Here is a 13671-nt window from a genome sequence, read left to right on the forward strand (position 1 = left end):
ACCCGTAGGCGACCCCGGCCCACCCACAAACGCAAAACGCACCGGCGCCCCCAAGCAGCCCCATCTGTCGGCGGGATGTCGGCGGGCGGCGAGGCTGTCGGTGGGATGTCGGCGGTTTGTCGGTGGCGGCTGGGACAGTCGTCCCCATGAAGCGAATCGACAACGACCCCGGCGGCACGGGCCACGCCGTGACCGTGCGGGGACTGGTCAAGCACTACGGCGAGACCAAGGCGCTGGACGGCGTCGACCTGGACGTGCGCGAGGGCACCGTGATGGGGGTGCTCGGCCCGAACGGCGCCGGCAAGACCACCCTCGTCCGGATCCTGTCCACGCTGCTGGCCCCCGACGCCGGGCAGGCGACCGTCGCCGGCTACGACGTCGTGCGCCAGCCGAGGCAGCTGCGCCGGGTGATCGGGCTCACCGGCCAGTACGCGTCCGTGGACGAGAAGCTCCCGGGCTGGGAGAACCTCTACATGATCGGGCGGCTGCTCGACCTGTCCCGCAAGGACGCCCGCGCCCGCGCCGACGAGCTGCTGGAGCGCTTCTCCCTCACCGAGGCCGCCCGCCGCCCGGCGAGCACGTACTCCGGCGGTATGCGGCGGCGGCTCGACCTGGCCGCCTCGATGATCGGGCGGCCCGCCGTCCTCTACCTCGACGAGCCGACCACCGGACTCGACCCGCGCACCCGCAACGAGGTGTGGGACGAGGTCAAGGCGATGGTCGGCGAGGGGGTCACCGTGCTGCTGACCACCCAGTACATGGAGGAGGCGGAGCAGCTCGCCTCCGAGCTGACGGTCGTCGACCGCGGCAAGGTCATCGCGGGCGGCGGCATCGAGGACCTCAAGGCGAAGGTCGGCGGGCGCACCCTGCGCGTGCGGCCGGCCGATCCGGCGCAACTGCGGCCGCTCGCCGAGGACTTGGACGAGCTGGGCATCACCGGGCTCGCCACGACCACCGTGGACGCCGACAGCGGCACGCTGCTGGTGCCGATCCTCAGCGACGAGCAGCTGACCGCGGTGACCGGTGCGGTCATCGCGCGCGGCATCACCATCGCCTCCATCACCACCGAACTGCCCAGCCTGGACGAGGTCTTCCTGTCCCTCACCGGCCACCGCGCCAGTGCCCCGCAGGACGCCCGGCCCGCCGACGCCCGCGAGGAGATCGCCGCATGAGCACGGCAACCGCGACAACCGCCGCCGACGTTCGCATCCCGTTGCGCGGGCATCTGCGCCACACCGGCGCCCTCATCCGCCGCAACCTGCTGTGGATCCGGCAGGACCCGGAGTCGATGTTCGACGCCCTGCTGATGCCGGTCGTCTTCACGCTGCTGTTCGTGTACGTGTTCGGCGGCTCGATCGGGCAGGCCCTGGGCGGCGGGCAGGACGGATACGTGCAGTACGTGATCCCCGGCATGATCGCGATGATGAGCATGACGCTTTCTCAGGGCGTCGGCACCGGGTTCAGCCAGGACTTCAACAGCGGTGTCATGGACCGCTTCCGGTCCCTGCCGATCGGGCGCGGCTCGGTGCTGTTCGCGAAGATCACGGTGGAACTGGCGCGGATGCTGTTCGCGACGACCGTGCTGATGATCGTCGCCGTCCTGGTCGGATTCGACATCACCCACTGGCCCGGCCTGTTCGCGGCCGTCGGCCTGTCCGCCGTGTTCGCCTCGTCGATCATGTGGGTGTTCCTCACCCTGGGCGTGATCCTGAAGAACGCGCAGTCCGTGCAGGCGATGGGCTTCCTGGTGCTGTTCCCGCTGCAGTTCGGCTCGTCGATCTTCGCGCCGACGAAGTCGATGCCGGGCTGGCTGCAGGCCTTCACCGACTACAACCCCCTGTCCACGCTGGCGGACGCGGCCCGCGGCCTGATGGTGGGCGGTCCGGTCGCGCACGGCCTGTGGGTGACCCTCGGCTGGTCGGTGGCGATCACGGCGGTGATGGCGCCCGTGGCGATCCACAAGTTCCGCACCAAGACCTGACGATCGCGCCCTGGACCTGGGCGGCGGCCTCAGATCAGGGCGGCGGCCTCCTGAGCGGAGAGGCCGCCGCCCTCCGCGTACGCGGCCTCGTACGCCTGGTCGCCGAGCATGGCCCGCACCCGCGTCCGGACCCGGTCGCGGACCTCGCTCTCCACGGCGGAGGGGACGTGTCCGCGCGGCAGCAGGGCGTCGGCGGCACCGAGGCAGCGGGCGGCGTCCCGGGCGCGGCGGCCGCCGTCCACACCGGCGACGGCCATGGCGCCGATGGTCAGGTACGCCGAGTGCATATGGGGCGCGATGGCCTGGGCCAGCGGGTCCTGGGCCCGGCGCAGGGCCTGGCGCGACTTGTCCAGGGCGTCCTCGGGACGGCCGTCGACCGCGTCCAGCCAGGCCTCGCCGCCCAGGATGAAACCGTCGAAGACGACGAAGTGGGAGATGTGGAACTCCTCGCGCAGCAGCCTCAGTTGCTCGCGCGCCTCGGGAACGCGTTCGGTGATGCCGAGCCAGCCCGCGAGGAAGAGCCGGGCGGCCGCCATCGCCTCGCTGGTGACCCCGTCGTTCCGGGCGATCACCTCGCGCAGGATCCGCTCGCCGCGCTCGCTCTCGCCCGCCTCCAGCAGCGCGCTGCCCAGGCGGGCGTTGAGCACCGCCACCTGGGCGCGGGCACCGAGGCGTTCGGCGTACTCCATGGCCTTCTCGTAGTCGGCGGCGGCCCGCAGATGCCGGCCGCTGCGCTCGTGGGCCTCACCGCGCGCGGAGAGCGCCTCGGCGACGCCCCAGTCGTCCCCGATACGGCGGTGGATCTCCAGCGCCTCGTCGGCGTCGCGCGCCGCGTCGCCCGCCCAGTCGACGCGGTTGGCCAGCAGGTTCGCCCGCATCTTGAGGGTGTTGCCGAGCTCCCACTCGAATCCGGGGGCGCTGCGGCAGGTGCGTACGGAGGCGTCGACGATGGCGCGGAGCCGGCCCATGTCGCCGAGCATGATCACCGCGAAGAACCAGAGCATGCCGGGACTGCGGCAGGTCTGCGGCATCCCGGGCTCGTAGACCTCGGCGATGACACGGAGTTTCCGTTTGGCCTCCGGCGTCTCCCATGCCTCCAGTTCGGTGTCCATGCAGGCGAGATGGGCGAGATGGACACCGCGCCGGGCCTCGGCGAGGACCTCGCCGGTCATCGGCGGCGGGGTGTCCGTGCACGGCTGCCACACCGGGGCGGCGCGGCGCACCGGTTCGGCGAAGGGGTCGGGGCCGAGTGCCATGACCTCGCGGCACCAGCCACGGGCCTCGATGCGCAGGTCGCGCATCTGCCAGTACAGGACGAGCGAGAGGATCAGGCACAGGCCCTCCTGCTCGTCGCGTTCGGCGACGGCGTGCCGCAGGGCGGTGCGCAGGTTCTCGTACTCCAGCTCGAGCCGGGCGATGGCGGCGCGCTGGCCGGGGCCGCGCAGCAGCGGGTCGGTGGTGCGGGCCAGTTCGCGGTAGTGCGTCAGGTGGGCGCGCTCGGCCTGCCGGCGGCTGTCCCTCTCCTCCAGCCGTTCGGTCGCGTACTCGGCGACGGTCTCCAGCAGCCGGTAGCGCATCTCGCCGTCGGGCGCGGGGGCGGCCACCACGAGGGACTTGTCGACGAGGGAGCCGAGGGCGGTGAAGGCGGCGGGCCCGCACACGGCCTCCGCGGCGGCGAGGTCGCAGCCGCCCGCGAAGACGGACAGCCGGCTCAGCACGTCCCGCTCCTCCTCGTCCAGCAGGTCCCAGGACCAGTCGACGACGGCCCGCAGGGTCTGCTGGCGGGGCAGGACGGTGCGGCTGCCCGAGGTGAGCAGGCGGAAGCGGTCGTCGAGCCGGCCGGCGATCTGGCGCGGGGTGAGCATGCGCAGCCGGGCCGCGGCCAGTTCGATGGCGAGGGGCAGGCCGTCCAGGCGCCGGCAGATCTCGGCGCACGCCGCCGCCGTCTCGTCGTCCGCGTCGATCCGGAATCCGGGCCGTACGGCCGCTCCCCGCTCGGCGAGCAGCCGCAGCGCGACCGGTTCGGGCAGCGGCTCCACCGGGCGGAGCACCTCCCCCGGCACGCCGAGGGGTTCACGGCTGGTGGCGAGGATCGTGAGCCCGGGGCAGCGGGTGAGGAGGGTCTCGGCGAGGTCGGCGGCGGCGCCGACGACATGTTCGCAGTTGTCGAGGAGGAGCAGCATGCGGCGCCGGGCGCAGTGCTCGACGAGCCGCGCGACGGGATCGTCGTGCCGGTCGGCGACCGCGACGCGCATCTCCTCCGCACCGGCGCCGTAGAGCACGGTCTCACGGGCACCGACGGCCGTGAGCACGGCCTCGGGTACGGCGTCCGGGTCGTCGACCGGAGCCAGCTCGGCCAGCCACACCCCGTCGCGCAGCGCCGACCGGACCGTCTCGGCGGCCTCCTGCGACAACCGGGTCTTGCCGGCCCCGCCGGGTCCGAGCAGCGTGACCAGCCGCGCGGTCCCGAGGTCGGCGCGGATCGCCTCGATGTCCGTCTCGCGCCCCACGAAGGAGGTGAGCCGGGCACGGAGGTTGCTGGGCGGCTGGGCAGCCGGGCCGGCGGCGTCGGCAGGGGAGCCGGCACCGGCAGGAGCTTCGGGGGCCGCGGAAGGAGACACGGCGGGGCCGGCCGGAGCGACGAACGCCTCGCCGGGCCGTTCGCCGCCGTGCTCCCCGGGCCGTCGGCCGCGCAGCGCCCCGCCCCACTCGTCACGCTGCCCGCCGTGCCGTTCGTCACTCCGTTCGGCACGCCGCTCGCCGGGCCCGCGACGACCACTCCCGGACCAGCCACTCGGGGCCGGGGCGGCCCCGCGCGCCTCTCCCGGCTCCAGCAACTCCTGATGCAGTGCGCGCAGCTCCGCTCCGGGGTCGGAGCCGAGGCGGTCGGCCAGCAGCTGCCGTACGTCCTCGTAGGCGGCCAGGGCCTCGGCCGAGCGGCCCGCCTCGCGCAGGGCGCGCAGCCGCAGGGCCTGGAGGGGTTCGTCCAGCGGGTGGGTGTCGCACAGGGCGGTCAGCTCGGGCAGCGCCTGCTCGGCCTGGCCCAGGGCGAGGGCGGCGGAGAACCGGGCACGGCGCACGTCCAGGTGGCGGGTCTCCCAGCGGGCCGCCTCGGCCATCCGGTCGGGCAGGTCGGCGAGGGCGGGGCCGCGCCACAGGGAGAGGGCGTCGTCGAGGGCGACGGCCGCCTTCGCGGGATCGCCGTCACCCAGCGCGCGCACCCCTTCGTCCGCCAGCCGCTCGAAACGGTGCACATCGACGTCGTCGGCCGTGGCGGTCAGCCGGTAGCCGCCCTCGGCTGAGGCGACGGCGTGCGCACCGAGCGCCCGGCGCAGCCGCCCGACCAGTGCCTGCAGCGCGCCCGTGGCGTCGGCGGGCGGTTCGCCCGCCCACACCTCCTCGACCAGGACGCCGACCGGGACCGTACGGCCGGGACGCAGGGCGAGCACGGTCAGCAGGGCACGCAGCCGCGCCCCGCCGACCGGGACGGCCGTACCGTCCGGGCGGAGTGCCTGAGTGGTGCCGAGGATGCGATAGCGCACGGGGTCCATTGTCTCCAGGGACGTCAGGGCCGGTCACGGGGGTTGCGCGGCGCGGCACCCGGTTGGTGACCCGGAACGCGCCCCGCGTTCCCGCGCCACAGCGGCCCGAGATCTCCCACCACACCGCCAGGAACTCAGCCACCGACACCCGCCTGGGCCTCACCACACCCACAGCCACCTGGGTTTTCCCACACGCCCCCGCCCGGGAACCCGTGGAACCCGCCGCCGCCCGCGAGACGTTCCTCCCCTGCGCCCGGTACGGTCGGGCTGGCCCGGCCGGACAGTACAACCACAGGAGCCTTCTTCATGACCACCGCCACCACCCGCCACAGCGACCGGCGGCTCAGTCCCGTCTTCGTCGGGATCCTGGCCGTCACCGCCGTCACGGGCTGGGCCACCTGGACCGGGTTCGCCGAGCAGCCTGGCGTCGCGGTGTTCCTGTTCGTGACGGCGGCCTGGGTCGTCTCCCTGTGTCTGCACGAGTACGCGCACGCGCGTACCGCGCTGCACAGCGGTGACATCACGGTCGGCGCCAAGGGCTACCTCACGCTGAACCCGCTGAAGTACACCCACGCCCTGCTGAGCATCGTGCTTCCGGTGATCTTCGTGATCATGGGTGGGATCGGCCTGCCCGGCGGAGCCGTGTTCATCGAGCGTTCCCGGATCCGGGGCCGCTGGCGGCACAGCCTGGTCTCGGCGGCGGGCCCGCTGACGAACGTGCTGTTCGCGGCGGTGTGCACGGCCCCGTTCTGGCTGCACGCGCTGGACGGCGTGCCCCGCGACTTCCGGTTCGCCCTGGCCTTCCTCGCGCTGCTCCAGGTCACGGCCGCGATCCTGAACTTCCTCCCGGTCCCGGGCCTGGACGGGTACGGGGTGATCGAGCCGTGGCTGTCGTACAAGGTCAAGCGCCAGGTGGAGCCCTTCGCCCCCTTCGGCCTGCTGATCGTCTTCGCCCTGCTGTGGGTGCCGTCGATCAACACGGTCTTCTTCGACGTGATCGACGCGATCCTGCGGGGCCTCGGGATCAGCGACGTCGACACCTACTGCGGTCAGGAGGCCTACCGCTTCTGGCAGGGCACGAACGAGTACTGCTCGCTCACCCCGTGACGGACCCGTTCCGGGCCGCCCGGCCCCGGCGCGCGTAGTACCAGGTCATGTTGGACGACAGCCCCGCCAGCAGGATCCAGACGACCCCCAGCCAGCTGCCCTGGACGAAGGAGACGACGGCCGCGGCCACGGAGAGCACACAGACGATCAGGGCATACAGAGCGAGGCGGGGCATGTCGGGTCGGCTCCTGTCGGGGACACTGCTGGGTACTTCTTCGGCCACCAGTGTCCCCCATCGGCCCGTAGGGACCCCCATCGGTCCGCACAAGTCGCTCGCCGGTCCCTACGGGTCCGGTCGTCGGTCCCCAAGGGTCGCCCCTCGGTCCCCGCACGTCACCTCATCGGCCCCGACGAGCCACCGACCGACCCGTGAGGATCACACGTCCGTGACGCGGAGCCCGGCGTGCGCCTTGTAGCGGCGGTTGACCGAGATCAGGTTCGCGACCAGGGACTCGACCTGGTGGGCGTTGCGCAGCCGGCCGGCGAAGATGCCGCGCATGCCGGGGATGCGGCCCGCCAGCGCCTGGACGGTCTCGACGTCGGCGCGGTCCTCGCCCAGGACCATGACGTCGGTGTCGATCTGCTCGATCTCGGGGTCCATGAGCAGGACCGCCGAGAGGTGGTGGAAGGCCGCCGTCACCCGTGAGTCCGGCAGCAGGGCGGCGGCCTGTTCGGCGGCGCTGCCCTCCTCGGGCCGCAGGGCGTAGGCGCCCTTCTTGTCGAAGCCGAGCGGGTTGACGCAGTCCACCACGAGCTTGCCGGCCAGCTCCTCGCGCAGCGACTCCAGGGTCTTGCCGTGGCCCTCCCAGGGCACGGCGACGATGACGACGTCGCTGCGGCGGGCGGCCTCGGCGTTCTCGGTGCCCTCGACACCGTGGCCGATCTCCTCCGCCGCCGCCCGCGCGCGCTCGGCGGCGCGGGAGCCGATGATCACCTTCTGGCCGGACCGGGCGAGGCGGTAGGCGAGGCCCTTGCCCTGCGGACCGGTCCCGCCGAGCACGCCGACGACCAGCCCGGAGACGTCGGGCAGGTCCCAGGGGTCCTTGGCGGGGCCCTTCTGTGCACTGTCGCTAGAGGTCATGGGCCGACTCTACGTCCGCGGCTCCTCCTTCACCCGTTCAGGTGCGCCACGTCCCGGGCCTTCGCTGGCGGCCGGCGCCGCTGTCCCCAGGGCGGGCGAATTCAGGCCGAACTCCCCCGCACGCCCGGCGGTTTGGGGCAGGATGCGCGCGTATGGATGCCGTACGGGTCGCGTGGCTGCGCGAAGTGCTCGCCGGGACCGAGTGGTTGGGTGCCACCCGGCGGTTCGCGGGCGTGCTGCGGGGGTCCGTCGTCTCGCACGGGGGCGGGCTGCTGCTCGTGGGCACGCCGGAGTACGAGCCGTGGCACCTGGCCGCCCACCTGGTGGACGAGGCCGCCTGGTCGGGCACTCCGGAGCTGGCGCCGACCCTGGTACGGCACGACGCGCGCCCCTCGGACCCGGCGCATCTGGCCGTCGGGCTCGGGCGGCTGGAGGCGGCCCGGCGCGGCGAGACGCTGCTCGTGGTGGCCCCCGAGGAGCCCGTCCCGCTGCTGGGGCGGGTGCACGAGGCGCGGCGGGCCGGGGCGACGGTGCTGGCCCTCGGGTCGGGCGGGGGCGAGCTGGCGGCGATGGCGCACGAGACGCTGGCGGTGCCGGAGGGTGCCGAGCTGGACCTGGACACCGTGCAGCACCTGGTCAGCGCGGCGGCCGGGGAGAACGCGCTGCCGGACGGGCGGGGGCGTGGACGATTCCGGGACCGGCTGTCCAGACTGACGGAACGGCTGACGGCCCCACCGCCTCCGCGCTGGTAGCGAACCGGAAAACCGGTTGCCCGCGTCCGTCGCCCGGCTGAGCATGACCCGACGTGACCGACGCCGCCGTGCCCACCGAACCCTCACCGGCCGAACCCGCCGTCCCTTCCGCGTCCGCGGGGGGCTCCGAGAACGCCGCCGGCGCCCCGCCCTCCGGCCTGCGGGCGCTGCTCCCCGATCTCGCGCCCTGGCGGGCCTGCCGGGACTTCCGGCGGCTGTGGGTGTCGGGGCTGATCTCGAACTTCGGGAGCTTCCTCACCTTCGTCGCGCTGCCGGTCCAGATGAAGGAGCTGACCGGCTCGGCCGCCGCGGTGGGCGCGATCGGTGCCGTGGAGCTGGTGCCGCTGATCGTGTTCGGGCTGTACGGCGGGGCGCTCGCCGACGCGCTGGACAAGCGGCGGCTGATCGTGTGGAGCGAGGTCGGCCAGGGCGTGCTGAGCGCGGTGCTGCTGGTGGACGCGCTGCTGCCGCGTCCTGCGGTGTGGCCGCTGTACGTGGTGGCCGCCCTGTCCTCCGCGCTGGGCGCCGTGCAGCGGCCGGCGCTGGACTCGCTGTGGCCGCGGATCGTGGCGCACGAGCACCTGCCGGCGGCGACGGCGCTGAACTCCCTGCGCTGGACGGCCGGGGGCGTGGCGGGCCCCGCCCTGGCGGGCGTGATCGTGGCGTACGCGGGGCTCGCCCCGGCCTACGCGGCCGACCTGGCGACGTTCGTGGTCTCCGTCGCCCTTGTGGTCCGCATCGCCGCCCAGCCCGCCTCGCACGAGGCCGCGAAGCCGTCCCTGCGGGCGATCGCCGAGGGCGCCCGGTACGCCTGGAGCCGCAAGGAGCTGCTCGGGACGTACGTCGTCGACCTGGCCGCGATGTTCCTCGCGATGCCGCTGGCCGTGCTGCCGTTCCTCGCGGACGAGCTGGACGCCCGCTGGTCGCTGGGACTGATGTACGCGACGCTGCCGCTCGGTTCGCTGCTGGTCAGCCTGACCAGCGGCTGGACCTCCCGGGTGCACCGGCACGGGCGGATGGTGGTGCTGGCGGCGCTGCTGTGGGGCCTGGCGGTGGCCGCGGCGGGGGTGGTCGGCGACGTGTGGCTGGTGCTGCTGCTCCTGACCGTGGCCGGCGGCTGCGACATGGTCAGCGGGATCTTCCGCGGGGCCATGTGGAACCAGACCATCCCGGACGCGCTGCGCGGCCGGCTCGCCGGGATCGAGCTGCTGTCCTACTCGGTGGGCCCGCAACTGGGCCAGGTCCGCTCGGGCGGCGTGGCCGCGTGGTGGAGCGTACGGGCGTCGGTGTGGTCGGGCGGGCTGCTGTGCGCGGGCGCGGTGGCACTGCTGGCCGTGTGCCTGCCGGGGCTGACGAGGTACGACGCCCGGACGAACGAGCACGCGGTGCGGCTGCGCGAGGAACGCGCAGCCGCCACCGTCTGATGGCTCGTTCGCCTACGGGTCGGCCGAGCCGGTCCCGAGCCGGCGCGCCCCTTGGACTCTCTCGCGGCCGGCACGGGCGGCGGCCCGGAGCGTCACTCGTCCTCGGTGGTGCCGCCCGTCGGCGCGTCGTGCCACCGGGGGTCGTTCTCCCACTGGAGGTTGCGCTCGCGGGCGGTCTGCATCGCGTGCTCGGCCTCCTGCCGGGAGGCGTACGGGCCGAACCGGTCCTTGGCGGGACACTCGGGTCCCTCCTCGACCTTCTGGTGCTGCAGGCAGTAGAACCACTCGCCCGGCTTTCCCGCGGTGCGCTTCTTGAACAGGGGCATGACCAGCTCCTCTCGCCATCGACATGTTCCCCCATCGGCCGCGGATAGACTCGCTGGCATGTCTGGCCAGTCGCTGCTCGTCCCCGGGGAGCTCTCCCCCACCCGTTCCGTGCCCGGAAACATCCGCCGCCCGGAGTACGTCGGCAAGCCCGCGCCGAAGCCGTACACCGGGCCGGAGGTGCAGACGCCGGAGACCGTCGAGGCGATGCGGACCGCCGGGCGCATCGCCGCGCAGGCGATGGAGGAGGCGGCCAAGCACATCGCGCCGGGCGTGACCACGGACGAGCTGGACCGGGTCGCGCACGAGTACATGTGCGACCACGGCGCCTACCCCTCGACGCTCGGCTACCGGGGCTTCCCCAAGTCGCTGTGCACCTCGATCAACGAGGTGATCTGCCACGGCATCCCGGACTCGACGGTGCTGCGGGACGGCGACATCGTCAACCTGGACGTGACGGCGTACATCGGCGGGGTGCACGGCGACAACAACGCCACCTATCTCGTCGGCGACGTCGACGAGGAGAGCCGTCTGCTGGTCGAGCGCACCCGCGAGGCACTGAACCGGGCGATCAAGGCGGTCAAGCCGGGCCGGCAGATCAACATCATCGGCCGGGTCATCGAGTCCTACGCCAAGCGCTTCGGCTACGGCGTGGTCCGCGACTTCACCGGCCACGGCATCAACTCGTCCTTCCACTCCGGCCTGATCATCCCGCACTACGACAGCCCGCACGCCACCGCGGTCATGCGGCCCGGCATGACCTTCACCATCGAGCCGATGCTGACGCTGGGCACGCACGAGTACGACGTCTGGGACGACGGCTGGACGGTCGTCACCAAGGACCGCAAGCGGACCGCCCAGTTCGAGCACACCCTGGTGGTGACGGAGACGGGCGCGGAGATCCTGACACTGCCCTAGCGCCCGCCCGCGCCGCCGGGCCGGTCAGCGCTCCTGGCCCTCCAGGGACACCCGGCCCCCCACCTCCACCCAGCCTCCCGGCTGCGGTGCCGTCAGGATCTGGGAGCCGGTGCCCTGGGTGATGTTCAACGCCCGGCCGAGGCGGTCCGTGAGCAGCAACGCCGCGGCGCCCGTCGCCTCGTCCTCGTCGATGCCGTCGTCGCGGCCCGGGAAGGCGCGGGCGCGGATGCGGCCGGCGGGCTCGTCCTCCCACGCCCAGGCGTAGATCCACTCGCCGGGCGGGGGGACGGGGAGGTCGTCGACCTCGGCCGGGGTGGCGTACTGGCGCAGGGTGCGCGGCGGGGCCCACTCGGGGCGGGCCTCGATCCAGGTGAACTCGCCGTCCAGGCGGGTGCCGACCGTGCCCGCGGGGGTGACCAGCTCGGGGACGTCCAGGAGCCAGGCCGTGCCGACGCAGGGATGGCCGGCGAAGGGCAGGCGAAGGGTGGGGGTGTAGATGTCGATGACGCCGCGCTCGGGGTCGTCGACGAAGACCGTCTCGCTGAAGCCCAGTTTCGCCGCGAGCGCCTGGCGGTCGTCCCGGTCGGGCAGGAGGGAGCCGTCGCGGACCACGCCCAGCTCGTTGCCATAGCCGCCGCGGGGCCCGCAGAAGACGCGCAGCACGTCGTAGTCAGTCACGCGGGCATTCAAACATCAGGCGGGCGGCGAGTGCGTCCCAGGCGGCGCGACCGCCGGTCAGGGGACGGGTGGGTGTGTGGTTCTCCTCGTCGGGGAGTGCGGCGACGGCCTCGGCGAACTGCCTTTCCATGACGCCTCGTCGGCGTTCGGTGTCCGGGTGGGGCCGGCGGGCCGCCAGGCGCGCCGGCACTCCTCGTGCGCGGCGGCGATCCGCACGGCCTCGCGCCGCCGGTCCGCCTCGTCCGGCAGACGCGCCGGCACCACGCACGGCGGGGTGGCGCCCTCCGCGAGCGCGGCCACCGCCCGGTCGTGGCCGTCGAGGAGCAGCCAGCCGTCGAGGGAGGACAGCCAGTGCCGACGGCGAAGGCCGCGGGCGGTAACGGACTTGTCCCGCGCACAAGGATCGGACGGCGTACGAGCGGCGGGCCTAGCGGCCCGGTGAGCAGTGGGCCGAACGGCCGGACGAGCGGCGAGCCGATCAAGTGAGAGCTGAATCACGGACAGGTCGGGTACTACTCAGGTAAGGCTCAGGTAAGTTAGGTGAGCCTCACCAACCGTTTCCGCCTGGAGCCTGCATGCGAGCCGTCCGACTCTCCGTCGTCACCGCCGCCGCCACCGCGGCCGCTCTGACCGCCATGACGGCCTGCACCGCCAAGAGCGACGCCAAGGACGGCGACGCGATCCAGGTGACCGCCGCCGACTCCACCTGCGAGACCTCGACCAAGACCGTTCCGGCCGGTCAGGTCACGCTGAAGATCGAGAACAAGGGCTCGAAGGCGACCGAGGTCGAGATCGTCTTCCCGGACGACCGGATCGTCTCGGAGAAGGAGAACATCGGCCCGGGCACCAAGTACACGCTGACAGCCGAGGTCAAGGCCGGTTCGTACGAGATCGCCTGCCGGCCCGGCATGAAGGGCCACGGCGTACGGCAGAAGCTCACCGTCACCGGCTCCGGCGCGGCCGCCGAGCGGGACCCTCAGCTGGACAAGGCCGTCGCCGCCTACCGCCAGTACGCCCAGGACCAGGCCGACGAGACCCTGCCCCGGGTCGAGACCTTCGTGAAGGCGATCAAGGACGGGGACGTCGCCGCCGCAAAGAAGGCCTACGCCCCCTCACGGCTCGGCTGGGAGCGCACCGAGCCGGTGGCCGAGTCCTTCGGCGACATCGACCCCAAGGTCGACGTCCGCGAGGACGGCCTGGAGGACGGCCAGAAGTGGACCGGCTGGCACCGGCTGGAGAAGGCCCTGTGGAAGGACGGGAAGATCGGCGCCGAGGAGAAGGCTCTCGCCGACCAGCTCGTCACCGATCTGAAGGACTGGCAGAAGCGGGTCGGCACCGCGGAGATCAGCCCGACCTCCATGGCCAACGGCGCCAAGGAACTCCTCGACGAGGTCGCCACCGGCAAGGTCACCGGCGAGGAGGACCGCTACGCCCACACCGACCTGGTCGACTTCAAGGGCAACGTCGAGGGCGCGCAGAAGGCCTACGAGCTGCTCAAGCCGGTCGCCGCGAAGAACGACCCGGCCCTCACCAAGGAGCTGGACAAGCAGTTCGCCTCGCTCGAGGCGCTCCTCGACAAGTACCGCACGGACAAGTCGTCGTACGAGTTCACCTCCTACGACAAGGTCGGCAAGGACGACCGCAAGGAGCTCTCGGACGCGGTGAACGCGCTCGCCGAGCCGCTGTCCAAGCTCGCCGCCGCCGTCGTCAAGTAACAGGGGCGAGGACCGATGACCGAGACCGACATCGAGACCCGGGACGGCGGCCCGTCGTCGCAGGGCCGCACCCCCTCCCGCCGCGCCCTCATCGGCTGGGGCGGGGCCGGGCTGGCGCTCGGCGCCGTCGCCGCCGGCGGCGCGGTGGC

At 73.1% G+C, this 13671-nt stretch carries 13 protein-coding genes; 7 read left to right on the plus strand and 6 right to left on the minus strand.

Annotation, left to right across the window (positions count from 1 at the left end):
* Positions 1-146 precede the first annotated feature (146 nt).
* Together BZY54_RS34710 and BZY54_RS34715 are read left to right on the plus strand one after the other, a co-directional pair.
* On the plus strand, positions 147-1172 hold the full coding sequence (locus BZY54_RS34710) for an ATP-binding cassette domain-containing protein (protein ID WP_167414121.1): 1026 nt from the start codon (positions 147-149) through the stop codon (positions 1170-1172).
* Positions 1169-1981, plus strand: coding sequence for an ABC transporter permease (locus tag BZY54_RS34715; RefSeq protein WP_086729298.1), 813 nt, complete (start codon positions 1169-1171; stop codon positions 1979-1981). Before BZY54_RS34710 ends, BZY54_RS34715 begins: the two co-directional genes overlap by 4 nt.
* A 29-nt stretch (positions 1982-2010) precedes the next feature.
* Here BZY54_RS34715 and BZY54_RS34720 read toward each other — a convergent pair whose 3' ends face one another.
* Complete coding sequence (locus tag BZY54_RS34720) at positions 2011-5532, minus strand: AfsR/SARP family transcriptional regulator (RefSeq protein WP_086729299.1); 3522 nt, start codon at positions 5530-5532, stop codon at positions 2011-2013.
* A 297-nt stretch (positions 5533-5829) separates the two neighbouring features.
* Between BZY54_RS34720 and BZY54_RS34725 the strand changes: the two genes are divergently transcribed.
* Positions 5830-6630, plus strand: coding sequence for a site-2 protease family protein (locus BZY54_RS34725; protein ID WP_086729300.1), 801 nt, complete (start codon positions 5830-5832; stop codon positions 6628-6630).
* On the opposite strand, the gene BZY54_RS34730 is transcribed toward BZY54_RS34725, so the two are convergent.
* Together BZY54_RS34730 and npdG are read right to left on the minus strand one after the other, a co-directional pair.
* Positions 6620-6805 carry a hypothetical protein gene (locus BZY54_RS34730; RefSeq protein ID WP_086729301.1) on the minus strand — a complete coding sequence of 62 codons (186 nt, stop codon included), beginning with the start codon at positions 6803-6805 and terminating at the stop codon, positions 6620-6622. The two genes, BZY54_RS34725 and BZY54_RS34730, sit on opposite strands and share 11 nt — an antisense overlap.
* A 201-nt stretch (positions 6806-7006) precedes the next feature.
* Entirely contained in the window at positions 7007-7711 is a 705-nt protein-coding gene (npdG, locus tag BZY54_RS34735; RefSeq protein ID WP_086729302.1) for an NADPH-dependent F420 reductase, read from the minus strand.
* Positions 7712-7863: 152 nt separating this feature from the next.
* On the opposite strand from npdG, the gene BZY54_RS34740 reads away from it, so the two are divergent.
* Positions 7864-8463, plus strand: a complete 600-nt coding sequence (locus BZY54_RS34740) for a hypothetical protein (protein ID WP_086729303.1) — start codon at positions 7864-7866, stop codon at positions 8461-8463.
* A gap of 158 nt (positions 8464-8621) precedes the next feature.
* A complete protein-coding gene (locus BZY54_RS34745) occupies positions 8622-9887 on the plus strand; it encodes an MFS transporter (RefSeq protein ID WP_086729310.1) in 1266 nt (421 codons plus the stop codon).
* 92 nt (positions 9888-9979) lie between these two features.
* Here BZY54_RS34745 and BZY54_RS34750 read toward each other — a convergent pair whose 3' ends face one another.
* Positions 9980-10213, minus strand: coding sequence for a hypothetical protein (locus BZY54_RS34750; RefSeq protein ID WP_086729304.1), 234 nt, complete (start codon positions 10211-10213; stop codon positions 9980-9982).
* Between the two features lie 58 nt (positions 10214-10271).
* Here BZY54_RS34750 and map point away from each other — a divergent pair, with 58 nt between their 5' ends.
* Positions 10272-11129, plus strand: a complete 858-nt coding sequence (map, locus tag BZY54_RS34755) for a type I methionyl aminopeptidase (RefSeq protein ID WP_086729305.1) — start codon at positions 10272-10274, stop codon at positions 11127-11129.
* Positions 11130-11153: 24 nt separating this feature from the next.
* Here map and BZY54_RS34760 read toward each other — a convergent pair whose 3' ends face one another.
* A complete protein-coding gene (locus tag BZY54_RS34760) occupies positions 11154-11807 on the minus strand; it encodes a PhzF family phenazine biosynthesis protein (RefSeq protein ID WP_086729306.1) in 654 nt (217 codons plus the stop codon).
* Complete coding sequence (locus BZY54_RS51825) at positions 11800-11937, minus strand: hypothetical protein (protein ID WP_167414120.1); 138 nt, start codon at positions 11935-11937, stop codon at positions 11800-11802. The genes BZY54_RS34760 and BZY54_RS51825 overlap by 8 nt, the downstream gene beginning before the upstream one ends.
* A 445-nt stretch (positions 11938-12382) precedes the next feature.
* On the opposite strand from BZY54_RS51825, the gene efeO reads away from it, so the two are divergent.
* Complete coding sequence (efeO, locus tag BZY54_RS34770; RefSeq protein WP_086729308.1) at positions 12383-13522, plus strand: iron uptake system protein EfeO; 1140 nt, start codon at positions 12383-12385, stop codon at positions 13520-13522.
* Positions 13523-13671: the final 149 nt, after the last annotated feature.

The sequence above is a fragment of the Streptomyces carpinensis genome, assembly GCF_002154505.1.
Lineage (GTDB): Bacteria > Actinomycetota > Actinomycetes > Streptomycetales > Streptomycetaceae > Streptomyces > Streptomyces carpinensis.